Origin of the sequence: Gemmobacter megaterium (genome assembly GCF_900156815.1) — a bacterium.
Taxonomy (GTDB): domain Bacteria; phylum Pseudomonadota; class Alphaproteobacteria; order Rhodobacterales; family Rhodobacteraceae; genus Wagnerdoeblera; species Wagnerdoeblera megaterium.
The window spans coordinates 561,603-586,992 of sequence record NZ_FTOT01000002.1 but is presented as its reverse complement, the minus strand read 5'-3'; the positions used below and the strand labels follow the sequence as shown (position 1 = coordinate 586,992).

General features: G+C 66.2%; 23 protein-coding genes. 10 read left to right on the top strand and 13 right to left on the bottom strand.

Annotated elements, in window-relative coordinates:
* Positions 1–8: 8 nt before the first annotated feature.
* On the top strand, positions 9–212 hold the full coding sequence (locus tag BW970_RS07295) for a cbb3-type cytochrome c oxidase subunit 3 (protein ID WP_076529737.1): 204 nt from the start codon (positions 9–11) through the stop codon (positions 210–212).
* Positions 212–1,150 carry a cytochrome-c oxidase, cbb3-type subunit III gene (gene ccoP / locus BW970_RS07290; RefSeq protein ID WP_083701163.1) on the top strand — a complete coding sequence of 313 codons (939 nt, stop codon included), beginning with the start codon at positions 212–214 and terminating at the stop codon, positions 1,148–1,150. The genes BW970_RS07295 and ccoP overlap by 1 nt, the downstream gene beginning before the upstream one ends.
* A gap of 121 nt (positions 1,151–1,271) precedes the next feature.
* Here the strand turns inward: ccoP and BW970_RS07285 are convergent, their stop codons facing one another.
* From BW970_RS07285 to fnrL, 4 genes are all read right to left on the bottom strand, one after another.
* Complete coding sequence (locus BW970_RS07285; protein WP_076529736.1) at positions 1,272–2,012, bottom strand: YebC/PmpR family DNA-binding transcriptional regulator; 741 nt, start codon at positions 2,010–2,012, stop codon at positions 1,272–1,274.
* A 72-nt stretch (positions 2,013–2,084) separates the two neighbouring features.
* Positions 2,085–3,863, bottom strand: coding sequence for an SLC13 family permease (locus BW970_RS07280; RefSeq protein WP_076529735.1), 1,779 nt, complete (start codon positions 3,861–3,863; stop codon positions 2,085–2,087).
* A 99-nt stretch (positions 3,864–3,962) separates the two neighbouring features.
* Entirely contained in the window at positions 3,963–4,775 is an 813-nt protein-coding gene (locus BW970_RS07275; protein ID WP_076529734.1) for a TIGR00282 family metallophosphoesterase, read from the bottom strand.
* A gap of 89 nt (positions 4,776–4,864) precedes the next feature.
* Complete coding sequence (gene fnrL, locus BW970_RS07270; RefSeq protein WP_076529733.1) at positions 4,865–5,614, bottom strand: transcriptional regulator FnrL; 750 nt, start codon at positions 5,612–5,614, stop codon at positions 4,865–4,867.
* Positions 5,615–5,676: 62 nt separating this feature from the next.
* Here fnrL and hemN point away from each other — a divergent pair, with 62 nt between their 5' ends.
* The gene (hemN, locus tag BW970_RS07265) at positions 5,677–7,032 is read left to right on the top strand and encodes an oxygen-independent coproporphyrinogen III oxidase (protein WP_076529732.1); all 1,356 of its coding nucleotides are present in this window, start codon (positions 5,677–5,679) and stop codon (positions 7,030–7,032) included.
* Positions 7,033–7,169: 137 nt separating this feature from the next.
* Positions 7,170–8,330, top strand: a complete 1,161-nt coding sequence (locus tag BW970_RS07260) for a sialidase family protein (RefSeq protein WP_076529731.1) — start codon at positions 7,170–7,172, stop codon at positions 8,328–8,330.
* Positions 8,331–8,493: 163 nt separating this feature from the next.
* On the opposite strand, the gene BW970_RS07255 is transcribed toward BW970_RS07260, so the two are convergent.
* Entirely contained in the window at positions 8,494–10,119 is a 1,626-nt protein-coding gene (locus BW970_RS07255; protein WP_076529730.1) for an AMP-binding protein, read from the bottom strand.
* Positions 10,120–10,198: 79 nt separating this feature from the next.
* Between BW970_RS07255 and BW970_RS07250 the strand changes: the two genes are divergently transcribed.
* On the top strand, positions 10,199–11,119 hold the full coding sequence (locus BW970_RS07250; protein WP_076529729.1) for a DMT family transporter: 921 nt from the start codon (positions 10,199–10,201) through the stop codon (positions 11,117–11,119).
* A gap of 72 nt (positions 11,120–11,191) precedes the next feature.
* On the opposite strand, the gene yddG is transcribed toward BW970_RS07250, so the two are convergent.
* Positions 11,192–12,079 (bottom strand): aromatic amino acid exporter YddG, encoded by an 888-nt coding sequence (gene yddG / locus BW970_RS07245; protein WP_076529728.1) that lies wholly within the window; start codon positions 12,077–12,079, stop codon positions 11,192–11,194.
* A 200-nt stretch (positions 12,080–12,279) separates the two neighbouring features.
* On the opposite strand from yddG, the gene trxA reads away from it, so the two are divergent.
* Positions 12,280–12,723 carry a thioredoxin gene (trxA, locus tag BW970_RS07240; protein ID WP_076529727.1) on the top strand — a complete coding sequence of 148 codons (444 nt, stop codon included), beginning with the start codon at positions 12,280–12,282 and terminating at the stop codon, positions 12,721–12,723.
* Between the two features lie 12 nt (positions 12,724–12,735).
* Here trxA and BW970_RS07235 read toward each other — a convergent pair whose 3' ends face one another.
* Genes BW970_RS07235 through BW970_RS07225 form a run of 3 tightly spaced genes read right to left on the bottom strand, consistent with a single transcriptional unit; the run spans position 12,736 to position 15,052 of the window.
* Positions 12,736–13,485 (bottom strand): lysophospholipid acyltransferase family protein, encoded by a 750-nt coding sequence (locus BW970_RS07235; RefSeq protein ID WP_229740454.1) that lies wholly within the window; start codon positions 13,483–13,485, stop codon positions 12,736–12,738.
* Positions 13,482–14,384, bottom strand: a complete 903-nt coding sequence (locus BW970_RS07230; protein WP_076529726.1) for a cell division protein FtsX — start codon at positions 14,382–14,384, stop codon at positions 13,482–13,484. The genes BW970_RS07235 and BW970_RS07230 overlap by 4 nt, the downstream gene beginning before the upstream one ends.
* Positions 14,381–15,052, bottom strand: a complete 672-nt coding sequence (locus tag BW970_RS07225) for a cell division ATP-binding protein FtsE (protein ID WP_076529725.1) — start codon at positions 15,050–15,052, stop codon at positions 14,381–14,383. The genes BW970_RS07230 and BW970_RS07225 overlap by 4 nt, the downstream gene beginning before the upstream one ends.
* A 170-nt stretch (positions 15,053–15,222) precedes the next feature.
* Here BW970_RS07225 and BW970_RS07220 point away from each other — a divergent pair, with 170 nt between their 5' ends.
* Positions 15,223–16,032, top strand: a complete 810-nt coding sequence (locus tag BW970_RS07220; protein WP_076529724.1) for a zinc-ribbon domain-containing protein — start codon at positions 15,223–15,225, stop codon at positions 16,030–16,032.
* A 36-nt stretch (positions 16,033–16,068) separates the two neighbouring features.
* Here BW970_RS07220 and BW970_RS07215 read toward each other — a convergent pair whose 3' ends face one another.
* From BW970_RS07215 to BW970_RS07205, 3 genes are all read right to left on the bottom strand, one after another.
* Positions 16,069–16,719 (bottom strand): LuxR C-terminal-related transcriptional regulator, encoded by a 651-nt coding sequence (locus tag BW970_RS07215; protein ID WP_076529723.1) that lies wholly within the window; start codon positions 16,717–16,719, stop codon positions 16,069–16,071.
* On the bottom strand, positions 16,716–18,872 hold the full coding sequence (locus BW970_RS07210; RefSeq protein WP_076529722.1) for a sensor histidine kinase: 2,157 nt from the start codon (positions 18,870–18,872) through the stop codon (positions 16,716–16,718). The genes BW970_RS07215 and BW970_RS07210 overlap by 4 nt, the downstream gene beginning before the upstream one ends.
* Positions 18,873–19,034: 162 nt before the next feature.
* Positions 19,035–20,045 carry a YcaO-like family protein gene (locus BW970_RS07205; protein ID WP_076529721.1) on the bottom strand — a complete coding sequence of 337 codons (1,011 nt, stop codon included), beginning with the start codon at positions 20,043–20,045 and terminating at the stop codon, positions 19,035–19,037.
* Positions 20,046–20,160: 115 nt separating this feature from the next.
* Between BW970_RS07205 and BW970_RS07200 the strand changes: the two genes are divergently transcribed.
* The 3 genes from BW970_RS07200 (at position 20,161) to BW970_RS07190 (ending at position 23,077) form a co-directional block, all read left to right on the top strand.
* Entirely contained in the window at positions 20,161–20,835 is a 675-nt protein-coding gene (locus BW970_RS07200) for a hypothetical protein (protein ID WP_144038898.1), read from the top strand.
* 17 nt (positions 20,836–20,852) lie between these two features.
* Positions 20,853–22,511 (top strand): peroxidase family protein, encoded by a 1,659-nt coding sequence (locus tag BW970_RS07195; RefSeq protein WP_076529719.1) that lies wholly within the window; start codon positions 20,853–20,855, stop codon positions 22,509–22,511.
* An 86-nt stretch (positions 22,512–22,597) separates the two neighbouring features.
* Positions 22,598–23,077: a hypothetical protein gene (locus BW970_RS07190; protein WP_076529718.1), complete on the top strand. Its 480-nt coding sequence runs from the start codon at positions 22,598–22,600 to the stop codon at positions 23,075–23,077.
* Positions 23,078–23,379: 302 nt separating this feature from the next.
* Here BW970_RS07190 and BW970_RS07185 read toward each other — a convergent pair whose 3' ends face one another.
* Positions 23,380–25,377 carry an AfsR/SARP family transcriptional regulator gene (locus BW970_RS07185; RefSeq protein WP_076529717.1) on the bottom strand — a complete coding sequence of 666 codons (1,998 nt, stop codon included), beginning with the start codon at positions 25,375–25,377 and terminating at the stop codon, positions 23,380–23,382.
* Positions 25,378–25,390: the final 13 nt, after the last annotated feature.

Below are 25,390 nucleotides of genomic sequence, written 5' to 3'. Positions count from 1 at the left end.
AGGACATCATGGGAACTGAAACCTATTCCTTCCTGCGCAACTTCGCGGACAGCTGGCATCTGCTGTTCATGTTCCTGTTCCTGATCGGCGTTTTCGTCTGGGCGATTCGCCCTGGGTCGAACAAGGTCCACCGTGACGTGGCGAACTCGATCTTCCGCAACGACGACCGCCCGGCGCCTGACAGCGCCTCTGCCACCAAGGAGATGCAGTGATGGTCGATCCAGAAGACCGCGTGCCGGAAAACAAGGTCACACCACCCGAACGGCAGTATCCCGACCCCAAGGTCGTCTTGAAGCGCAAGGTTGTCGGCGAGGTGCAGACCACCGGCCATACCTGGGACGGGATCGAGGAATACGACAACCCGATGCCGCGGTGGTGGTTGTGGACGTTCTACGCCTGTATCGTCTGGGCACTGATCTATTCGATTGCCTACCCGGCCTGGCCGATGCTGACACGCGCCACGCAAGGCGTGCTGGGCTACAATCGCATCGACGAGTTGAACGCCGAGATCGACCGCTTCGCGGGCATGAATGCCCCGATCCGGGCGCGGCTGGTGGAAACCGAGCTGACAGAGATCACCAGCAATCCCGAACTGGTGCAATTCGCCAACCAGGCGGGTGCGGCCGTGTTCAAAACATGGTGCGCGCAGTGCCATGGCGCGGGCGCGGCCGGGGTCCAGGCGTCGGGCTACCCGAACCTGTTGGATGATGACTGGCTGTGGGGGGGCGACATAGAGTCGATCCACTACACGGTTGCCCATGGCATCCGCAACACGACCGATGACGACGCCCGTTTCAGCCAGATGCCCGCCTTTGGCGACATGCTGTCGAACGAGGAAATTTCGCAGGTTGTGCAATATGTGCGCCAGATCTCGCGGCAGGACTATGACGCGGCCTTGGCCGGACCGGGTGCAGAGGTCTATGCCGACAACTGCGCTTCGTGCCATGCCGAGGATGGCACCGGCGACCGTTCGCAAGGCGCGCCGAACCTGACGGATGCTATCTGGCTCTATGGTGGCGATGTGGCCTCTTTGACCCATTCGGTCCGCTTTGCACGGTATGGTGTGATGCCGAACTGGACGACCCGTCTGTCAGAGGCCGATATCCGCGCTGTCGCGGTGTATGTGCACGGGCTTGGCGGCGGCGAATAGACCGCCCGGCCTTTGCGTCCCGGACTGGCCCGGCACCATGGTGCCGGGTCTTTTTGTTGCCATCGCAGCAAAAAGGGCGCCGCAGCAGCGCCCCTCTCAGACCTTGGTGGGCGATGGATGGCTAGAGCTGGGCCGCCACATCGTCGGGTACGTCGAAATTGTGGGTGACGGTCTGAACGTCGTCGTCATCCTCCAGCATTTCGACAAGCCGCATCAGCTTTTGCGCGGTTTCCAGATCCACCTCGGTGCGGCTTTGCGGGCGCCAGATCAGCTTGGATTCGGTCGATTCCCCCAACGCGGTTTCCAGAGCGTCGGAAACCGCTGACAGATCTTCGACCTGGCAATAGATGAAATGCCCGTCCTCGTCCGAGTCCACATCCTCGGCGCCCGCATCCAGCGCGGCCATCATCACCGTATCGGCGTCGCCCGCCGATGCCGGATAGGTGATTTCGCCCACCCGATCAAAGCTGTGCGCGACAGATCCGGTCTGGCCAAGGTTGCCGCCACATTTGGTGAAATAGCTGCGCACGTTCGATGCGGTGCGGTTCAGGTTATCGGTCATCGCCTCGACGATGATGGCGATTCCGTTGACGCCATACCCCTCGTAGCGGATTTCCGAGTAGTCCGACGCGTCGCCCATCTGGGATTTCTTGATCGCGCGGTCAATCACGTCCTTGGGCATCGAGACGGCCTTGGCCGCCTTCACCGCCAGCCGCAGGCGCGGGTTCTTGTCGGGGTCAGGATCGCCCATCTTGGCGGCGACGGTGATTTCCTTCGCCAGCTTCGAGAACATTTTCGAGCGGATCGCATCCTGTTTGCCCTTGCGGTGCTGGATGTTCGCCCATTTCGAATGGCCTGCCATGACCTTCCCCCGGAAGCACGATCTGTGGATGCGTCGGTATAGTCCAGCCTTGGCCCCGCCCGCAACCCCGGCCTAGAACGGCCACAGCAGCGGGACCGTCACGGCCACGACGATGGCCAGTCCGATATTCAGCGGCAGGCCGATGCGCAGATAGTCGGTGAACTTGTAGCCACCGGGTCCATAGACCAGCGTGTTGGTCTGATAGCCTATCGGTGTCGAGAAGGCGGCGGACGAGGCGAACATCACCGTCACCAGCAAGGGGCGCGGATCAATACCCAGCGTGCTGGCCAGTCCGATGGCAATCGGCGCGACAATCAGCGCAACGGCGTTGTTGGACACGATTTCCGTCAGTGTGGACGCCAGTACATAGACCGCCAGAATCAGCAGGGGGGCAGGAAGGCCGACCAGCCAGGGCGCGAGTGTCTCGACGATCATGCGCACGGCGCCGGAATGTTCCAGCCCCGCGCCCACCGCAAGCATCCCGAAGATCAGCGCCAGCAACCGCCCCTCGACGAATTCGAAGGCTTCTTCGGCGTCGATGCAGCGGGTCAGCAGCACAATGGCGACGCCGATGATCGCCAGCACCATGATGGGGGCAACCTCGATTGCCGACAGCAGGACGATCCCGACCAGCGTTGCCAGGACGATCGGCGCATGGCCGCGCCGATAGGCCCTCTCGGATGGCTGCGAAATGTCGACCATGTTCATCTCCAGCGCCAGGCGCTGAATGTCGGCCTGCGCGCCTTCCAGCAGCAGGGTATCGCCCACCTGAACGACCAGGTCGTCGATCTGCCGCCCGATGTTCTGGTTCCGCCGGTGCACCGCCAGCGGATAGACGCCATAGCGCCGCCGCAGGCGCAACGAGCCCAACGAGCGACCGACCATATGGCAACCGGGCGTGATCAGGACTTCGACCGTCGATGTCTGCACCGACGACAGCTTGTCGATCAGTCGCAGATCCTTGTTCTGTTGCAGCCCCAGCACTTCGGACATCGGGGTTCGCAGAACCACGCGGTCGCCCTGTTCCATCACGACGTCGCCAAGATTGCGCCGCAACGAGGCATCGCCGCGCAGCACGTCGATGACCCTGGCTGTATCGCGCTTGAAGATATCGACTTCATCCAGCCGCCTGCCGATCAGGGCAGAACCCTCGGGCACGGCAACTTCGGTAAAGAACTTCATCCTGGACTTGTCGGACAACAGGGATGCCATGCTGTCGCGGTCGGGCAGCAGACGGCGTGCGAACAGCGCAATATACGCAAGGCCAAAGGCCGCCACGATCAGGCCAAGCGGCGTGATTTCGAACAGGCTGAATCCAGGCAGCCCTGCCTGGCGGGCCACGCCATCCACCAGAAGGTTGGTTGAGGTTCCAAGCAAGGTCAGCGTTCCGCCCAGGATCGTAAGATAGCTGAGCGGGATCATCACTTTTGACGGCGAGAGCGAGAGCTTTTTGGCCAGTTGCATGAAGATCGGGATCATGACCACGACCACAGGCGTATTGTTGACAAAGGCCGACATCGTCAGGGCGGTCAGGGCCAGCATCACGACCGTGCGCACAGGGCGCCGTTCGATGCTGGCCGATGCCTTGCGCGACACCCAGTCCAGCCCGCCGGTGCGCACCAGCGCGCCCACCACGATGAACAGCGCGGCAATGGTCCAGGGCGCCTGGTTGGCGAATACCTTGAGCCCCTCGGCCTGCGGCAGGACGCCGGTCACAAGCATTGCGACGGCGCCGCCGATTGCCACCACCTCGACGGGGTAGGTCTCGCGGATGAACATGACCAGCATCGCAATCACGATGCCAATGGCGATGAGGGCTTGAACGGTCTGGGAAAGCTCTATGCCGAACATGGTCGCCTGTGTGAATTAATCTCGACCTTTCTAGCAGAGATTATTTCTGAAACAAGCGTGGCGTGACGGCCCGGATGTCGCAGGCCGGTGGCGCGGGGTTCAGGGCTGTGCTTCTTCCAGCCTGCCGCCGATGCGGATCATGCGGATCCGGGTCGCCTTGCCGGTGCGGTCGTCGGTTTCGACCATGACGCCCGACAGTGTGGCCTCGCCCCCTGCGGGTTCGAAACGCCCGCCTGGCATCTGGGTGATGAACCGGCGCATCGGTTCTTCCTTCTGCATCCCGATGACGGAATTGTAGTCGCCGCACATGCCGGCATCGGTCTGATAGCCGCAGCCGCCGGGCAGGATCATGGCGTCGGCGGTGGGCACATGGGTATGGGTGCCGACCACCAGACTGGCCCGGCCATCGCACCAGTGGCCCATGGCCATTTTCTCGCTGGTGGCCTCGCAATGCATGTCAACGATCACGGCCTGCGCCATGCCGCCCAAAGGATGCGCGTGCAGCACCGGCTGGATGGCAGAGAACGGGTCGTCGAACGGGCGCTTCATGAACACCTGGCCCAGAACCTGCGTCACCAGCACCTTGCGCCCGCGCGCATCGGTGAACAGACGCGCCCCGCGCCCCGGCGCGGCCTTGGCGTAGTTCAGCGGTCGCAGGATGCGCGGCTCCTGCTCGATGAAACCGATCATGTCCTTCTGGTCAAAGGCATGATCGCCCAGGGTGATGCAGTCGGCCCCGGCTTCCAGCAACGCCTTGGCATGGGCCGCTGTCAGCCCCGCCCCGCTGGAGGCATTCTCGCCATTGACCACGACGAAATCCAGCGCCCATTCGGTGCGCAGGCCCTTGAGGCGCGTCGCAACCGCGTTGCGCCCGGCCCGTCCCATCACATCGCCAAGAAAAAGTATCCGCATGATCCCGACTTACGGCACGCGCACGCGGTTGTGAATGGCGAATGCAGGGGGCAACAGGATTTTGCCTGTGCCGAAGGGGCAGGCCAGGGTCAGCCGATGAAACCGCCATCGCTGTCGTCGCCCGCCTCTAGCAGCAGGCGGTCAATGTCGGGCACGGTGACATGACGCTTGCCGTCCAGCACGATCACCCCATCCTTGCGCAGGGCAGAGATCTGGCGGCTGACGGTTTCCAGCGTAAGCCCCAGATAATCCGCCATCGCCTCGCGCGTGAGCGGCAGATCGAACACAAGCGGCCCGTCTCTGCCCTCTGCCTTCAACGAGGCATCCCGGCGGGCGATGATGGCAATCAGGCTGGCGATCTTTTCCCGCGCGGTCTTGCGGCCAAGCAGCAGCATCCATTCCCGTGCGGCATCCAGTTCATCCAGCGTCATTTCCAGAAGTCGCTGGGCGATATGCGGGGTATGGGCCATCAGATCTTCGAACGGCTTCTTGCGGAAACAGCACATCACCAGATCGGTGGTCGCGGTGATGTCATAGGCCGCGTTCGATCGCCCTGGCCGCCCCACGAAATCCGACGGCAACAGCAGACCCACCATCTGGCGGCGCCCGTCCTCCAGCGTCTGGGTCAGCGTGGCGATTCCGGTCACGACCGAGGCGACAAAATCCATGCGGTCGCCAGACCATACCACTGTCTGTCCCGCTTCGTAGCTGCGGTAATACTTGATGCGTTCCAGCGCGACCAGTTCGTCGGATTCGCAGCGGGCACAAACGGCCCGATGCCGGATCGGGCAGTCTCCGCAGGATACGTGGCTGAGAACCGGGGCGTCTTTAAGGGCCATGCCGCTCGTCGCTGTTGATCTAGGTCAAGGCCGCTGCCCAACTCTGCCTTTAGGCTATACGAATGGACACGGAATCGCAACTCGCACGCCTCGGGCTTTTTGATGCGCGGGTGCCACGGTATACCAGCTATCCCACGGCCCCGCATTTCAATACCACGACAGGCCCCGCACAATTCGCCGGATGGATCAGGCAGATCCCGGCGGGCTCTGAAATCTCGCTGTATCTGCATGTGCCGTTCTGCCGAAGGTTGTGCTGGTTCTGCGCCTGTCGCACCCAGGGCACCACATCGGATGGGCCGGTCTATGCCTATGTGGAAACACTCAAGGCGGAACTGGCCCTGCTGCGGCAGTATCTTGCGCCCGGCGTGCGGCTGTCGCGCCTGCATTGGGGCGGGGGAACCCCCACGTTGCTGGGCCCGGATCTGATCGCGGATCTGGCGCAGGCGGTGTTTGCAGTGGCGCCCATGGCGCGCGATGGCGAATTCTCGGTGGAGATCGACCCGAACGAGATTGACGCGCCCCGGCTGGATGCGCTGGCCACAGCGGGGATGAACCGCGCCTCGATCGGTGTGCAGGACTTCGACCCGGAGATTCAAAAGACCATCGGCCGCGAGCAAAGCTATGACATCACCCGCGACGCGGTCGAGATGATCCGCGCGCGCGGCGTGCACAGTCTGAATGCCGACATCCTCTATGGCCTGCCGCATCAGACGCCAGAGCGGATCGCGGATTCGGTGCAAAAGCTGCTCAGCCTGTCGCCCGACCGGGTCGCGCTTTACGGCTATGCCCATGTGCCATGGATGAGCCGCCGCCAGCAGATGATCCCGTCGGACGCCATGCCGACACCGCAAGAGCGGTTGAACCTGTTCGACGTGGCGCGAAAGTTGTTCCTGTGGGACGGCTATGTGGATGTGGGTATCGACCATTTTGCCCGCCCCACCGACGGCATGGCCCGCGCGCTGGCCAATGGCGCCCTGCGACGGAACTTCCAGGGCTATACCGACGATCCCGCGCCGGTGCTGGTCGGGTTGGGGGCCTCGTCGATCTCGCGGTTTCCGCAAGGCTATGCCCAGAACGCCCCGGCGACCGGCGAATATACCAAGCTGATCCGCTCGGGCCAGTTCGCCACCCGCAAGGGGCATACGTTCCGCGGCGAGGATCTTTTGCGCGCGCGCATCATCGAGGCGCTGATGTGCGACTTCCGCGTCAGCCGGGCCGAGTTGCTGGACTGTTTTCCGGTGCAGGAATCTGCGTTGGACGCGATGTTCCAGGCAGCCGCCGAGCAGTTCGGAGACATGGTGCGGCTGGACGAAACCGGATTGTCGATACCCGAACCGGGCCGCCCGCTGACCCGCATGGTGGCGCGGGCCTTTGACGCCTACGATCTGTCCAAGGCCGGGCATTCCAGCGCAATCTGATCCGGTGCGCCTGTGGCGGACCTCCGGGGCGCTGCCCCGGACCCCGGGGTATTTGCGGCAAGATGAAGCAGCCCGCGCATGGCCCGACAGCCGATCTGTGATAGGCTTTCCGCATATCCGCAAGGGGAGGCGTTGCGATGGCGGGCAAGATCACGGTGCTGGTCGGGACGACCAAGGGAGTGTTTCTGATCGACGGGGGACGCGCGCGCAGCGGGTGGTCGGTGCGTGGCCCGTTCTGCGATGGGTGGCCGATCAACCATGTGGTGGGCGATCCGGGCTCTGGCACGATCTGGGCCGGAGGCGGTGGTGACTGGCATGGGGCGGGGATCTGGCGGTCGGAAGATGGCGGGGCGAGCTGGACGGTTACGCGCCTGACCAGCGGGACGATGGACGAATGGGCGGCGAAGGATCCGGATTTTGCTGCCATGATCGGTTGGGCCGAGGCTGCGTTGCCGTTTGGCGATGAGTTTGCCCAGGTGTGGTCCTTGGGCCATGTCCATGGTGTGCTGTATGCCGGGACCAAGCCTGCTGGCCTGCTGGCAAGCCGCGATGGCGGGGCAAGCTGGATGCGGGTGGACGGGTTGACCGACCATCCCTCTGCCCCTGGCTGGAGCCCTGGCGCCGCCGGGTTGGTGCTGCACACCATCGTGTCCGATCCGGGCGACGCGCAAAAGCTGTGGCTGGGCATTTCGGCGGCGGGGGTCTTTGCCAGCGAGGATGGCGGCGCGACCTGGGAGCGGCGCAACCGGCTGTCCAATGCAGATGCCTGCGCGGATCACGACCATCCGGCAGGCCCAGGGGGAGGCGAGGTGGGGCATTGCGTGCACAACATGATGCGCGCACCGGGGGGCGAGGACCGGCTGTATCAGCAGAACCATCATGGCGTCTGGCGGTCGAACGACGGGGGACGAAGCTGGGACGACATCACGTCCGGCTTGCCTTCGACGTTCGGGTTTCCGATCCGGGTGCATCCGCGCGACCCCGATACGCTCTGGACGCTTCCCCTGAACGGCGACAGTGCCGGGCGTTTTCCCCCTGATGCGGCCTGTGCTGTCTGGCGGTCGCGCGATGGCGGGGCAAGCTGGCAGGCATTGCGTCAGGGCCTGCCGCAGGAGGCGTGTTTCTTTACCGTGTTGCGCCAGGCGATGGCGGGGGACGGGCATACGCCCGCGGGGGTCTATTTCGGCAGCAACAGCGGATCGGTCTTTGCCAGTCTGGACGAGGGAGACACCTGGACCGAAATCGCGCGGCACATGCCGACGATCCTGTCGGTCGAGGTTCTGGAACATCCGGCCTGACATTCCGCTGGCTGGCGCGAGGCTGGCGTGCTGGAATGTCAGGGGGAGGAGGGCTGGATGGCCGCCGGACGGGAGGGTCGCAGGCCATCTTGCTGCACGATGTCTAACGCCGTCGACACGGGGCGCCCATGCGACAGGGGCGCCCGACTGTTTCGCTCGGGGATCACAGGCCTTTGGCGCGGTTGCGCAGTTCGAATTTCTGGATCTTGCCGGTGGAGGTTTTCGGCAGGTCGCAGAAGATTACCTGTTTGGGCGTTTTGAACCCGGCCAGACGGGTGCGGGCAAAGGCGATCAGTTCGGCTTCGGTCGCGCTGGCGCCGTCCTTCAATTCGACAAAGGCGCAAGGCACCTCGCCCCATTTGTCGTCCGGCCGGGCGACGACGGCGCAGAGGGCCACGGCGGGGTGGTGCATCAGCGCGCCTTCCACCTCGACCGAGCTGACATTCTCGCCGCCAGAAATGATGATGTCCTTGGCGCGGTCGGCGATCTTGATATAGCCGTCGGGATGGCGGAACGCGATGTCGCCTGAGCGGAACCAGCCGCCCTTGAATGCCTCTGCCGTGGCTTCGGGATTCTTGTAATAGCCCTTCATCACGCCATTGCCACGGTGGGCGATCTCTCCCAGTGTGGTGCCGTCGCGGGGCACGGGGGCATCGGTCGGATCCAGCACCGTGACATGTTCCATGAAGGGCATGGCAACGCCGGTGCGCGCCTTGACTGCGGCGCGGTCGTCGCCAGTCAATCCCTCGAAACCGGCTTGCCAGACGCATTCCACATCGGGGCCGTAGGTTTCGGTCAGGCCATAGACCTGTGTGACATTGAAGCCCAGCGGCTCGATGGCGGCCAGCGTGGCCGCCGGAGGCGGGGCGCCAGCGGTGAAGACCTCGATGATCTGGTCAAAGGGGCGGCGGTCCTCGTCGCGGGCATGGATGATGGTGTTCAGCACGATGGGGGCGCCGCCGAAATGGGTGACGCGCTCATCGGCAAATGCGGCATAGAGCGCCCGCGCCGTAACATCTCGGCAGCAGATCACGGTACCCGCCAGCAGCGGCATCATCCAGGGGTGGCACCAGGCGTTGCAATGGAACAGCGGCACGATGGTCAGATAGCGCGGATGCAACTGCAACCGCCAACTGACGACCTGGCCGAAGGTGGACAACATGGCCCCGCGATGGTGATAGACAACGCCCTTGGGCCGCCCGGTCGTGCCCGAGGTATAGTTCAGCGCCAGTGATTCCCATTCGTCCTGTGGCATCAGCCAGGCGAAGTCGGGATCACCGGCGGACAGCATGGCTTCGTATTCCGGATAGCGGCCGGTGGCGGGAAATCCGGCCTGGGGGTCTGCGACCTCGACAATGCCGGGTGGTGGCCCCTCCATCGCGGCGCAGGCCGCCTCGGCCAGCGGCAGGAAGGCGGTATCCACCAGCACCAGCCGGGCCCCGCCATGCGCAAAGATATAGGCGACCGTATCCACATCCAGCCGGGTGTTGATGGTGTTCAGCACCGCCCCGCAGGCGGGTACGCCAAAATGCGCCTCGACCTGTGCGGGCAGGTTGGGGATGATCGTGGCCACCACATCGCCGGGCCGTATTCCCCGTGTGGCAAGGGCCGAGGCCAGGCGGCTGACGCGGGCGCGGTAGTCGGCATAGCTGCGGCGGATGGTGCCATAGACCAGCGCCTCGTGATCCGGCCAGATGTCGGCCGCACGGGCCAGATGCGACAAGGGGGTCAGGGGCACATGGTTGGCCTGGTTGCGCCCCAGCCCGGTTTCATCCGCCAGCCATCCCATGCGATCCTCCCCGATGCGTGCTTGTGGTGCGGCATACTGGCGGGATAAGCCGGGAGTGGAAAGCCCCGACGGAGTGTCCATGACCCCTTCTGATCGCCCGAACCGCATGTTGGCCGCCGCCGGGGCCATCCTGATCTATGCCGCGCTGATCGGCTACATCGACAATTATGTCCGCGTGATCGCGGACGGCACGGGGCTGTGGCAGTTTCAGGCGATGCGGTCGGGCATGGTCGCGCTGATGCTGATGGCGGTGATGGCGCTGCCATTCGCGCCTCAGTTGCGGGTGGTGGCGCCGCGAGCGGTGCTGGCCCGTGCGCTGGTCCAGTCGGCGGCGATGTTCACCTATTTCGGCAGTCTGGGGTTTCTGTCGGTTGCGCAGGCAGCGGCGGGGTTGTTCACCGCACCGATCTTTGTGCTGCTGATCGGGCGGTTCGCCTATGGCCACAGGCTGGGCCCCTGGCGGATCGCTGCGGCGCTGGCGGGGTTTGCCGGGGTGCTGATGGTGCTGTCGCCCGATCCGCAGGCGCTTGGCCCAGGTACGCTGGTGCCGGTGCTGGGAGGGGCGCTGTATGCGCTGGCCAATATCGCCACGCGGGAATGGTGCGGCCGGGAAAGTGCTGCGACGCTGGTCGTCTCCTACATGCTGGTGATGGGCGTGTTGGCGGCGCTGGTCCTGGCCCTGCTGTGGTGGATTGCGCCAGCGGCGCCGCAGGGGGCCGCCGGATTTCTGATCCGCGGTCCGAACTGGCCATCGAACGAGGTGCTGTTCTGGATCGCCATTCAGGCCATAGGCTCTGTGGTGGCGGTCGGTCTGATGGTGCGTGCCTATCAACTGGCCGAGGCCAGCCGGGTTTCGGTGCTGGAATACGTCGTTCTGCCGTTCTCGGCGATCTGGGCATGGCTGATCTGGGGCGAGACCATCGGGCCGGTCGCGGTGATCGGAATGGGTGTCATCATTGCGTCGGGCGTGGCCATGGGCTGGCGGGGCCGGGCGGCATGATCTGGTCGTCGCCCTGTCCGGCAGTCCCGGACGGCGCCGCCTGACCCCTGCGCCCGACAGGGCGCAACGTTCCTATGGCTGGCTGGAGTGTCGTTTCCCGCCCTGACCTGCGCGTGCGGCCAGCAATGCCCCTGCGGCAATCAGGGCGGCGGCCAGTGCCAGAACCGGCGTCGGTTCCGCGACACCGGCCAGAACCAGCGCCAGGGTCGAGAGCAGCGGCGCGGCATAGGACGCGACGCCGAGAAGCTGGATATCGCCCTTCTTCATGCCGACATCCCAGACATAGAACGCCAATCCGACAGGCCCCAGACCCAACCCCAGCACAGCGCCCCAGCCGATGGCATCCTGTGGCCACTGCGTCTCTTCCAGCGCCAGATGGAACGGCACCGACAACAGCGCCGTGGCAAGGCAGAAAACGGCGACCGCCTCGGTCGGGGCTGTGCCAAGTCGACGCGAGCCCACGGAATAGGCCGCCCAGGTCAGGGCGCACAGAAAGGCCAGCCCCAACCCGACAGCGGCACCGGAGGCCATCGCATCGCGCTGACGGGACAGGATGATCAGGGCCGCCCCTGCAAAGGCGATCAACGCGCCAAGGATATGGCGCCGGGTCAGCCGTTCGCCGGGCAACAGGCCGGAAAACAGCACGATGAGCAGCGGCCACAGATAGGCGATCAGGCCGGCTTCGGCTGCGGGGGCCAATCGCAGGGCGCTGAAATACAGCGCGTGATAGCCGAACAATCCCGCAATGCCAAAGGCAAGCACAGCTGGCGAGACCGCGCGCAACCGCCTGCCGCCGCCTGTCCCGACGATCCACGCCAATCCGACCGCCCCGCCGATCCCGAAGGTGAGGGCGTTCAACAGGAACGGGGGCACCGGGGCCGTTGCCACGGTCAGCAAGGCCAGTGACGACCACAGGAGGACGGCGATGAAGCCGATCGCGGTGGCGCGGGCGCGGGTCATGCGGCAATCGTCCTTTGCGGGCAGGGGTCGGGACGGGGTGGGACAGGCCATCCGACCCCGACCGCTTGCGCGGTTCGTCCGACGGCTCTAGCCTTGGCAAGGAGGGGGCGCAAGCGTGCGCCGTTCGTCGCAGGGCCTGTGGCCTTGGCAAACCGTCGCGCGCGCCCATCTACAGGGAAAGCCATCCCACGAGGACCGCCATGGATGCCACCCGACTGACCTGTCTGACCTGTGGTCAGGCCAACCGTGTTCCGCTTGCGCGACTGGACCAAAACCCCCGCTGCGGCAGTTGCGGCGACCCGCTGATACCGGGCAAACCCGCCGACCTGGATGCTGCCGCCCATGACAAGGTGACAAAGCGCGACGATCTGCCCATTCTGGTCGATTACTGGGCGCCTTGGTGTGGCCCCTGCCGGATGATGGCGCCCGAATTCGCCAAGGCTGCCAAGGCGCTGGCCCCCAAGGTGCGGCTGGCCAAGCTGAACACGCAAGACCATCCCGAGGTTTCGTCGCGTGCCGGTATTCAGGGCATTCCCGCGCTGATCCTGTATCATCGCGGGCGCGAGGTGGCGGGGCTGGCCGGCGCACGCCCGGCTGCGGATATCGTTGCCTTTGTTCAGGGCAAGCTGGGCGCGCGCGCGTAGCCGGAGGTCACGTCAGGTTGCGTCGGGCCGGAATCCCGCTTCGGTCAGCAAGGCGTCAGAGCGGGTTTCCACGGCCTGTTCCAGTTCTGCCATGAACTCTGGCAGGGGCTTGCCTGCCGGTATGCGCGGCAGGAAATCCACCACCGCCACTCCCGGTTTGCGCAGGATGCCGTGGCGGGGCCAGAACACGCCCACATTGGTGGCCACCGGCACGCAATCCTGCCCCAGTTCCTGATACAGGGCGCCGATCCCGATCTTGTAGGGCGCCTTGACGCCCGGTGCCACGCGGGTTCCCTGGGCATAGATGGTCAGTTGTCCACCCTTGTCCTTGCCCGAGGCCACGTCGGCCAGCATCTGCTTGATCGCTGCCCCGCGTCGGCCACGGTTGACAGGAATGCAACCGATGCGCAGCGCATATTGCCCAAGGATCGGGGTCCAGATCAGTTCGCGTTTCATGATGAAACGGGGGCGGGGCATGGCGGAGAAGATCAGCAGGATGTCCAGAAAGGACTGATGCTTGGCCGCGACGAGAACGGCGTCGCGAGGCGGTGTGCCACGGATTTCGGTCTTGAGTCCGATCAACCAGCGCGCCGTGAACCGGACCCACAGACAAAAGCTCTGGCAGGCTGCAAAGGCCCCGGCGGGCGAGATCAGCGCCCAGGGCAGGAACACCACCGCCATGATCGCCATCATGAGATACATCTGCACGATGAAGATCAGCGACAGCACATATTGCAGCGCAAGGCGTACAGGCCCCATCATTTCAGCTCCCGCAGTTTGGCAAGGGCGGCAATCCGCGTGGCGGTCCAGGCGACCAGCGCGGCCATGACCGGCAGGACAAGCGGAACCAGCCAGCCCCAGCCCTGAAAACCAAGGCCGGTCAGAAACCCGCCGGCCGCATCGGCCGATGGCAGCAGCGCTATCCCCAGCAGGCCCATGGCCACGCCGGCACTTGCGCCGATGGCAGCCCGCAGCGTGAACCTGCGCACGAAGGCCCCGGCGATGAAGCGGTCTTGCGCCCCGACCAGGCGCAACACCCGGATCACCTGCGCATTGGCGGCCAGAGAGGCATTGGCGGCCAGCGTGATCATCGCGGCCAGCGCCCCGCCGATCAGCACCAGCGACAGCCAGCCCAGCAGGCGCAGCCGTTCGGCTGCCACCGTCAACGGGCGGCGCCATCGGGTATGGTCGTCCAGCACCGCGCCAGGGGCCTCGGCTTGCAGGCGCAGGCGCAGGCCCTGGGCGTCATAGCCGCCGTCGGCTTCGGTGAATTCCACCAGTTGCGGCAGCGACAGGCTGTCCACCGGCAGATCGGGGCCGAACCACGGCTCCAGCAGGGCGCGTTGTTCCTCGGGGCTCAGGGCGCGCGCGCCCTGCACGCCGGGGGTGGTGCCAAGCAGGTTCAGGACGGCCCGCGTCTGGGCCGTCATCTGGTCGGGCGGGGCGGAAATGCGGATGGTTGCCGTATTGCTCAGCGCCTCGGCCCAGCGGTCGGCCAGCCGCCCGGAGGCCAGCGACAGCGCCAGCGCGAACACCGCCAGGAATGCCATCGCCCCTGCCGTGAATCCGGTCAGCCAGGCGGTGTGTCCCGTAGGGGGGACCACCCGGTCAGAGGCGCGATCCGACCAGATCAGGCCAAGGCGTTGCAGGAGTTCCTTCACAGATCGGCCCCCGCCAGTTGGACGCGCCGGTTCTGGATGCGCAGCACGCGCGCGGCGACCTGGCCCTTGGCGGTGCGGATCAGGTTCATGTCATGGGTTGCGATCACGATGGTCTTGCCCATGCGGTTCAACTCCAAAAACAGCCGCAGCAGCCGCTGCGACATTTCCCAGTCGAGGTTGCCGGTCGGTTCGTCCGCAAGGATCACATCGGGCGACATGATCACGGCGCGGGCCACGGCGGCTCGCTGCCGTTCGCCCCCCGACAGCGAGGGGGGCAGCGCATCGGCCAGCGGGCGCAGGCCCACCCATGTCAGCAGATCCTGCAGATCGGCGACTTCGGCGTCCTTGCCCGTCACCGTCAGCGGCAGCGCCACATTGGCCGCCACCGGCAGGTGATCCAGGAACTGGCAATCCTGATGCACGACACCGATGCGGCGGCGCACCATGGCGACGTCATCGCGCGACAATCCGCGGGCCTCGCCGTCGAACAGGGTCAAGCGCCCGGCAGTGGGCAAAAGCTCGGCGTAACACAGCTTGAGGAACGTGGTCTTGCCCGCCCCCGAGGGCCCGGTCAGAAAGTGGAACGATCCCGGCGACAATGTCAGCGAGATCTCCGACAGCAACTCGCCCCCGCCATAGCTGTACCCTACCTTGTCGAACGAAATCACGCTGGCCCCTTTGCGAATCAGGCGGGGGCAGAATGGCCCGTGGCGTCCGGCGTTGCAATCACTGGCGCAAAGGTGTTGGGAATACTGGAAGCCTGGACATTCCCTTGATACAACAGACCATAAGGGGCGCTGCCACAAGGGCCGGGCAGCACGAGTGGGGACACAGGCCGATGCGATTGATCTGCCCGAATTGCGACGCCCAGTACGAGGTGGATGCAGCGTTGATACCAGCCGAAGGGCGGGATGTGCAATGTTCTGCCTGCGGCCATGTGTGGTTCCAACCTCCCGACATGACCGAGGCGGACGAGGAACTTGTCGATCTGGCCGTGATGGCGGATCCGCCTGTGGTGCCTGAGCCGGAACCGGAACCCGAGCCGGATCTGGGGTCGGCCCCTGAGCCCGATATCGAAGATCCGCAGGTTCTCCGGCGTCATTCTCTGGACGAATCCATGCTGGCCGTGCTGCGCGAAGAGGCCGAGCGCGAGACCAGAGCCCGCGCCGAGGAGGCCGCCCGCGCCGCAGCTCGCAGTCTGGAAACCCAGCCAGAGCTGGGGCTGACCGATGCGGAACCGTCGCGCCTGCGGATCCGCCCGCGTGCGCAGGATCCGGACGAGGGCGAGGCGACGGCCGAGGCCCCCTCTGCGCCGTCGTTGTCCAATCGCGCGGCCCGGCGCGAATTGCTGCCGGACATAGAGGCCATCAATTCAACCTTGAACGCCAGTTCCGCCTCGCGCCGGGGCGAAGCTGCTGTTCATGTGCCCGAACCACCCGAACTACGCCGCGCGGGGTTCCGCCTGGGCTTCGGGCTGATGCTTTTGCTGGCTGTTCTGGCCTGGGGGCTGTATGCGCAGGCGCCCGCCATCGTGCAGGCCGTTCCGTCGGCAGAACCGATGCTGGACGCCTATGTCGCGGTTGCGGATCAGGCGCGTCTTGGGCTGGATGCCCTGATGCAACGCGCGCTGAACAGTCTGGGTGAATAGCCGCCGCCGATGCGGGGGCGGTCGTCGTCGGCGGGATCAGTCGTCGCCATGAGGCCGCGCCCCCAGCCCCATCCGTGTGGCGTGCCAGGACGCTTCGGCGCGCGAGGAGATACCGAGTTTGCGGTAGATTGCCTTGATGTACCCGGCCACCGTCGTTTCGGCGAGGCCAAGCTCTGCCGCCACCTCGACGTTGCGCATTCCGCGACCGATCAGGCCCAGCACTTCGGTTTCGCGCTGGGTCAGGCCGGTGTCCGGCGGCGCCGCAGGTCCGGTCAGGCGAAAATGCTCCATGATCCGCCGGGCGACTGCGGGGGACAGTGCCGGAACCCCGATCGCAAGTTGCAGCAGTTGCCGGGAGAGCACTTCGGCAGGCTGTTCTTTCAGCAGATAGCCATCCGCCCCGGATGACAAGGCGGCCACGATGCTGGCATCGTCCCCCATCGCCGTCGTGACGACACACAGCGCCCCGCTTTGCTGATTGCGCAGGGCGCGCAGCACGTCCAGCCCGCTACCGTCGGGCAGGCCAAGGTCGATCAGCGCCAGGTCGAAGCTTTCGCGCAACAACCCTTGTGCCATCCGCAGGGTCGATGCCTCGACCAGTTGTGCCTCTGGAAAGGCCCTGTGCACGATCCCCCCCAGCCAGCGGCGGGTTTCCGCAACGTCCTCTACGATCAGGACGGATCTCATGCTGCTTTTCCTGCCGATGCCATGGGCAAAACCGCCTCCACGCGCGTTCCTCCACCGGGGATCTCGGTGATGATGACCTCGCCCCCCATCCCGTTGGCACGCGCGCGCATGTTGGACAGGCCGTTTCCGCCGCCCGGTTGTGGGATGGCATCGCCGATGCCGCGGCCATTGTCCTCGACGGAGACATGCACCGCGTCGGGGGAAATCCGCACACGGACCCGCACCTGCGACGCGCCGGAATGGCGCAGGGCGTTGCTGACCGCCTCGCGCAGGATGGACCGCAGCGCATGGGCCTGGCGTGGCTCCGAGCGGGAGGGGCCGGCCCCGACTACTTTCCAGTCCAGCGCGATGCCGACAGACGAAAGATGCTCGCCCATGGTTGCACGCAGATCGGCGAGCAACTCTTCCAGTTCCAGATCGGCACGATTGGCATTCGAGATGATGTCGCGCAGGTCGCTCAGCGTTTCGCGGATCAGCGCGTCTTTGCGGGCGGCAGAGCCGGAATGCAGTGCGCCGGTCAACTGGATGCCGATGTTATCGTGCATGTCCTGTGCGATCCTGGCGCGCTCTTCGGCGGCCCCCATTTCATAGGCGCGACGGCTGGCGGCCGCCTGATCCAGCATTGTCACCATCTCTTCGGCGCGCGCCAGATCATGGAGCGAATACAAGGCCCGCCCGCCCCGCGCCCAGACCAGCCGTTGCGGTGGCAGCGTGTCCACGGCGGGAATTTCCAGAACGGAGCCTTCCTCGGCCAGCCTGACATGTGGCGGGGTCTCGGCCATGGGTTCGATGCGAAGCGGGTCGAAACTGGCGGTCAGCAGCGCCTGCCACCGTTCGATCCGCGAGGTGTCCGGCGGGGTCAGCGCGACATCGGTGATCGCCCGGAACATTTGGCCGGACACGTCGTTGCGCCGTCGCAGCAGGCGCCGCCCGATGTCGTCACGCAACGGAAGGTACAGCAGGCTGACCGCCAGCAGCGACAGGCCAAAGGCCGGGGCGCGATCCATCGCGATCAGGGCGATCAACGAGGCATCCAGCACCAGCAGCATCACCATGCCTGCCAGATAGAACAGGATGCGAAAGGCCCAGTCCTCCAGTTCGAACAGCCGATAGCGGGCCACGCCAAGCGCCAGGCCCGCATAGATCGGCAAGAAGAACAGAAAGGCAAATCCCTGTGACAACGGCGCATCGAATCCCAGCAGGATCGGCACGATGATCGTCATCACAAAGGCCCCGGCGCCGATCAGGACCGCCAGTCCCAGCCAGCGCAGCGCGGCACGTGCGCGCGGATCGGTCCGTGTGGCGCGGTATTGCAGCGCGACGCAGACCGCGATGGCGGCCAGTGCCAGTGCCACCGGCAGTTGGAACCCCAGAGCCGGGGTGGGCAACAGCCGAAGTTGGTTCGCCCCCCACCAGATCAGCAGCGCAATGCCGGGCAGGAATTGCCAGCGCGACGGAACCAGACGGACCGGGTAGCACAGAAACAGGCCGATCATTCCCGCCCCGAACCCAAGCGCGCCAAGATGGTTGAGCGACGAGAGCATCTGGAACTGCGCGCCCGGCAAGGCGAGTTCCCGCGCCGAGTAGATCGCCGCTGCGTGGGCTGACAGCAGCAATCCCACGCCTGCCAGCCATAGGAACGCCGCCGCCCGGCTGCGCCGCAATCCCAGAACCCAGCTTCCGGCAACGAATCCGAACAACCCGACCAGCACCTGCGCCCAGAAGGCGGCGGGCAAGGTTTGCAACGGGCGCAGCGGGGCGGGGTGCAACGCGCGCGCCTCGTCTTCGTCCAGCGCGATCAGGATGCTTCCCCCGCCCTGAAGCTGTTGGGCCAGACGATCCTGCCGCGCGATGAACCGCGCGAAGGCATCGAAGGACTCGATCATGTCGGGTTCCTCGATCAGGTCGTCGGCTTCGAGGGCAATGCCGTTCAGCGCGACCAGCACCGCGCCGGGCTGCGCCCCGGCCTGGGCCGCAGGGCCGGTTGGCGCAACGGCCGTGATCACGACCGCATTCTCCTCGGGGCTCGCGGCCAGGCGCAGGCCCATCCACGGTTGGCCAAGGGTCAGCGCGACGGTGATCGCCGCCATCAGCAGGCCAAGGGCGAGCGCCGTCAAAGGCAGCGTGATCGGGGTGTTCAGCCAGCGTGGCATTTGGAGCCTGGTGAGGATGTGTCGTCGATTCGCGATCGGTTCAACCTAACGTGAAATGCTGTGACTGCATCCCCCCCGGAACCGGGGGCATGGCCTGTCGGCTGGTGCCGTCGGGCATGGCCGGTGTTCTCAAGGCCGATGCACCACTTGGGCTGTCCGGCCCTAGACCGGGCCGGGTGTTTCGTCCGGGTAGAGCAGGCCCGGCGTCACGCTGCGCAGGACCACAAGGCCATCATCCGCAACGGTCAGATCCGCAAAGGCCGGTTGCCGCGCTGCGCCTGTCATCAGTGCGCCGCCTGCGGGGGGCTGGGTCAGATCGGTTCGGGTGGCCAGCATCGCGGCACGGGCGGTAAAGCCCTGCGCCGGTGGTGCGCGCCCCTCTTCGGTTCTGGCGCGATGTTCCAGATACAGTGCGAATTCCCCCATCACGGCTTCTGTAGCGGCCTTGCAGGCGGCTTCGGCTGCGGTCGGGGCACAGCCATATCCGGGCAGGCAGCCCCATGTCCCTTCGGACAATGCCACGACGACGACCAGCCCCGGCACGGCGCCCGGCAACAGAAGGTATCGCAACGGCTCCGCCTTGAAGTTGCGCCGCAGCGCGGATTCCAGTCGCTGCGCTGCGGCAGGCGAGGGCAGGGGAACGGCGGGCGCCTGGTTGCGGAACCAGACGGCGATGGCATGTCGCTCGACAGCCTCGCGCCAGGCGGCGCTGGCGGCCATGGTCACGTCATGGCCCGCGCCAAGGCCATTGCCATGGGCATTGCGGTCCGCGTCGCGCAGCAGGCCATGCGCCGGAATTCTGCCTGACGGGCGCAGTTCCGCGCCCAGCAAGGGCAGGGTGTCCGCCATGTCGATCCGTGGGTCGCCGGGGCTGCGGTACAAGGCGCGCGTTTCCGCGACTTCGCCCATCGCGCGGGCAAAGGCGGCCTGCGGCGTCGGCCCCAGACCAGCGGCATGGGCGCGCAGGCCCGGCTGCGGCACATGGCTCGCCCCGCACAGGACAGCGCCGGGGGCCATCGGGGGGCGGGCCAGGAACAGATGGCTGCACCCGGCGGCGAGTGCGGCCAGCGCGGCCATGCCCTGACCCAGACCGCCGGGAAACCCCGGCACATCGACCAGCGCGGCACCAGCGCGCAAGGCCGCAGCGGCCTGTGCAAAGTCCTGTGGCTGCATCCGCTGCTCCTGTGCTGTCGTGCAATCACGCTGCAATCACGCGACCTATGCGAATCGCAGTTCCGGTGCCGGATGGTGATCCGGTGTTCCGCCCCGTGAAAGGCCCGATATGTACATGAGCCGTGTGAGTGTCCGCCAGTTTTCCCTTCCCGCCGCGCAGCGCCCGCTGAGTGCGCCCGTGGCCGTCGAGGCCTATCCCGGTATCCGCTCGGTCTGGAAGCAGTCAACCCTGCGTCAGGCCGGGGATCCTGTGTTCGGGGTCGAGGCGCTGGTGGTGCATTGCGCGCGCAGCACGGGAACCGATCAGGCGTTGGCGCTGATGCAGGCCGGGCGGGCCAGTTGGCACTGGATCATCCCCGCAGAGGGCGAGGATCAGCATGGCCGGTTCCTGTGGGCCGCGGCGCCCGAGGGGCGCGCGGCGCGGCATCTTCCCGCCCGACTGGCGCATCCGGCCCTTGCAGGCGGCAAGCCGCGCCTGAACCATGTCACCCTGTCGGTCCTTGTTGCCGCCAGCCCGCAGGCGCCCGATGTCGCCCCATCGGGGTGGCAGACCCTGGCCTTGGCGCAGTTGATACGCCACCTGTGGGCGCGTTACCCTGCGTTGGGTCAGGTCATTTGCCGGTCGGAGATTGATCCTGCCTGTCCGGCGTCGTTGCTGGACTGGGGGCGGGTGCGGCATCTGGTGGTGGGGGTTCCGCCGGCCGATCTGCCCGTGCTGGTCGCCCGCGCAACGCCGCTTGTGCTGTTGGATAGTCCCGCGCCGCCGGAAGCGACGCTGCGGACGATGTGAAGGAAACGGAACACACAATGCGCCACGGGCAGGGATTCGATCTGGTCTTTCAGGAATGGCTGCGTCTTGCCGCGCAGCCGCCTGCATCGCGGGCAGAGCCCTTGCCGGGCTTTGACCGCTATGAGCCGATGTTCGACTATGCCCCCGAAGATCTGCTGGACGATCCTGCGACCGGTGTCGCGCTGCCCGAACTGCTGGACATGCTTGCGCGGTTGTCGACGCAGATGCATGTCGGCGCGCTGAAGCTGACGGGCAGCCTGGGCGATCTGCCGGCGGGCTATACCTATCTTGCGCAGTTCGCCATCCATGATCTGGTCAATACCGCCAGTTTCCGCACCACGCTGGACCGCAACCTGCCGCGCCGCCAGTTCGGCAACATCCAGAGCGCGGCGCTGGATCTGGCATCGCTTTACGGTGGCGGCCCCGCTGGAAGCCCGGCCTTTTTCGAGCCGACGGACGCGACCGAGCATCGGGCCCGGTTCCGGCTGGGCTGGATGCGTGACAGCAGCGGCGATCCGGCACTACGCGGCCATCCGACCCGGCAAGAGGACATTCCCCGCCTGCCACTGGGCCCCGAACTGGGGGCAGCCCCCGGCGACACGCGGTTCGACCCTTTGCTGGCCGATACACGTAATGCCGACAACCTGATCGTCAGCCAACTGGTCGTGTTGCTGATGAAGACGCACAACCGCCTGTATGATGCGGCGCAGGATCATGCGGCATCGGGACGGGCGCACAACCGGCTGTTCGCCCGCCCCTTCGAGGCGGCGCGCTGCATGTTGACCGCGATCTACCGCCAGATCCTGCGCGGGGATTTTCTGCCGCGTCTGTTGCCGCCATCCGCGCTGGCCCGGCTGGCGACCCCTGCCACCGCCGGTCCCGTGGGGCTGGAGGCGGCGCTGGCGGTGCTGCGCTTTGGGCACGCGATGGTGCAGCCGGTTTATGAGTTCAGCGCGGTGCATTCCGGGTCCGGCCCGTCGGGTCCGGCCCGGCTGGAGCGGTTGATGGATTTTTTCGGCCTGCATCCGACCCGCGATCTGCCTGCCGATGACACCTGGGTGATCGACTGGTCGCTGTTCTTCGATCCATTGACAGGGCAGGCGGCCAATCCGCGCATGAACCGCGCCCGCCCGCTTGGTCCCACCATTGCCGAGCCGCTGCGCCGCCATGCGGCGACCCGCGTCGCGCCGCCCGCCGATCTGCCCGGTCTGGCCGGGCATCGTCTGGGGCTGGGGTGGCGAACCATGGCCAAGGGGCTGATGGCGCGGCTGCCAACCGGACAGGCGTTGGCGCGGCATCTGGTTCAGGCAGGCAAGATTGCCCCGACTGAGGTGCTGCCGCAGGCGGCACTGGACCATATCCTGCGGACTGGGCGCACGGCGGGCTGTATCGGGGAACGCTGTGTGACAGAGGCCGACATCGGCTTTCTGTCGCAGCGTACACCGTTGTTCTTCTACATTCTGGCCGAAGCCCGGCATTTCGGGGCGGGAGAGCGGCTGGGGCCGGTCGGCGGTCTGGTTGTGGCCGAAACCTTTGCCGCGGCGCTGGCCGATCCCGGTTTTGGCGGCGAGGCCAGCCTTGATGACGCTGCCGCCCTGTTGTGGCGCGAACTTTACCCGTCCGGGCCCGGTATGCCCGCCACGATGCCTGAACTTGTGGATTTTGCCGCAGGATGACCGAACAGTAGCACCGGGCACGCGCCGCCCGGATGCCCGTTGCACATGCAACGCACAAACAAGGCGCGAAACGGAAGGATGCACGTATGAACGACCAACAGGAAAACAACGCCCCGCCCGCCCCGCTGACCAAGGAACAGGTCATCGAGATTCTCTCGCAGGACTATGCGCTGGATTGTACGCAAGCCGACCCGTCGCTGCTGATGCAGGTGCCGGATTCCCATGCCTTTGCCCGCTTTGGCCGTCTGATCCTGAAACTGGCGCTGGGCGAGTTGGACCCGGCAGCAGTGCCGGAGCCGGTGATGCGCGAGGTGCTGGACGATCTGGGCATTCCCGTTCCGGCGGATTGGGCGATCCGGTTCGAGCCGCGTCCGGCCAAGACCTTCATCGCGATGTATCCCAGCCCCGAAATGGCCTTGGCGGCGGTGTGCCGGTTCCGTCAGCCGGGTGGCGATTACCCGTTGCCGCCGCAATACAAGGAATGGGTCGAGGGCAACGCGGGCCTGACCGAAGAGCAGTTTTATGAATTCCGGGTGGGCGATTACACGCTCAACTACTGTCGCTAGGCAGGCCCGGAACACCGCCGTCCCCAGCGGCGGGTGCCATTTCAGGCAGACATTTTCATCTATTCATTAGGCCAAGGGGCAGGCGCGCCCCGACGGCCATCGCCTCGGGGATGGGTGTGGCTCCCCTCCCCGCCCTGGGGCAACCGCCCGGTATCCCGCAAGGGATGCCGGGCGGTTTCGGTTGCATCTGCTGCCTTGGATGGGCGGGCGACTGCCCCAATCTTGGCCATTCAGGCCAATTCATCCCGCGAAACAATCGGATCAGAGTCAGGGGTGCGCGCGCCAGCCTGGCACGGCACGGCCTAACGTGCCGCGCTATCCGGCACCGGCAAACCCGCGCGGGACAGACCTTCGCACAGATGGGCGCGTTGGGCGGGGCGGGCGAAGGGGAAGATATCGACGAACCAGGAAATCGCCTCGGCATCGGTCGGTGGGCTGTCGGCGGTCCATGCCTCGCGGATGCGGTCAAGGAATTCCTGCGCGTCGCCCCGTGCCCGAGGGTCGCCCAGCATACCAAGGGCCGCGCATTTCCAGCCGAGGATATTGGCCTTGACCTCGCCCGAACGATCGGCAGAGCGCACGGCGCCGTCATACTCTCCCGCCAGGAACAGCAGGTTGGATTCAAAGCCCCAGAAGGTCCAGGGCGGGGCGGGGTGGCAGTCGAAGGCTGCCTTGCACAGGCGTAGCGAATCCGAAAGCCGGTCGAGCACCCCCATGCCGTGGGCCGCAGACATGGCGATGGCGGGGTCTGCCGGATTCAGTTCGTGCCCGCGCAGAAAGCTGTGTCCGGCCTGTTCAAAGCGCCCGGCCATGGCCAGCGACCAGCCCAGCGTGACGTGGCAGCGCGGATCCAGCGGATCGAGCGCGACGGCGCGGCGTGCAAGCTGCATCGCCTTGCGTTCCAGCTCGGGGCGGCGACGCACACCGGGATAGACGATGTGGCGTGAGTTGTAGAGATCGGCCAGATTGGCCAGCAGCGTCGGGTGATCGGGCCAGGCGTGGATCGCTTCGAGAAACATGGTTTCGGCCCGGCTGTCAGCGGTCGGATCCCATTGGTCCATCAACTGTTGGCCGCGCATCCATTTTTCAAGCGCGTTCAGGCTGTGCGGCTCGCGCAGGCGCAACTGCGACAGGCGGGCCTGTGACAGGTAGACATCCAGCGCCCCGCAGATGCCGCGCAAGACCGCTTCCTGGCTGGCCATTGTGCGGGCGGTGGAGATGTCGGCCATCTGGGTCCAGATCGTCGCGCCCTGCGGCCCGGCGCCTGCCAGAACGACCGAGAGCGACAAGCCGCCCGCACTGGGCAGGGGGGTCAGACGCAGCACATGGCTGCCGGGGGGCAGGGCGGGTTCGGCGTCGGGCGGGGCCGCGATCACCGTCCAGTGGCGGAACCGTGCCAGCATTCCGCGCAGCGCCAATCCAAAGGACCGGCAGGCCGCATCCGCCTCGGTATCGCCCGACAGCGTTTCCGCAACTGCGATCACGGTGACGCTGCCTGCGGGGGCTGGTGCGGGCATGGGCTGGGCAGCTGCCTGCACCGGGCGGGGCGTGTCGTCCCTGAGGGTGGCGTGCAGATCCAGCGTGTCGGAATCGGGTTCGGCGTCATAGTCGGCCAGCAGGCGGGCGCGGAAGGTCTCGAACTCGCGCAGGGCGCCCGCGCGGTCGCCGCGCCCGGCACGGTGGCGCATCAGGGCGCGCAAGGCGGGCTCATGCGCGGGATCGAGGGCGAGCAGCGCCTGGGCCGCCTGTTCCTGGCGCTCGCTGGACGGATCGGCGGTCATGGCGGTTTCCAGCACCGCCTGCACACGGCGGCGCAGCGTTTCGCGCCACACGGCCAGCCAGGCATCAAAGCCGGGGTCGATGCCGTCGAACCCTGCAAGCAGGCTTTCGTGCAGCATCGGCTGCAAAAGCGCGGGATCGGTCAGGTCGGCCTTGGCCAGGCGGTCCAGCAGGCGCGTCACGTCAAGATCGACGCCCGCACGATCAAGCGCCATGGTCAGCCGGTCGGCCTTGATGACCGGCTCTGCCTGTGCGCCCAGGGCCTGGCGGATCAGCTTGAGGCATTGACGAAGCGAGGCGCGGGCCTGATCTTCGGCCGCTTCGGCCCAGAGCAGACCACAAAGCCGGTCGCGGCCCAGAGCCATGCCGTCAGACAGGGCCAGCACCGCCAGCACCGCCTTGGCCTTGCGGGATGCAAGATGCAGCGATTGCCCGTCGGCCCCCGCGATGTCACACCCACCCAGTAGCGACAGACGCAGCAGGGCGCCGTCGGTGCCGGCCTGGCCAGGGTCGCCCGCCATCTGCCGTCCTCTC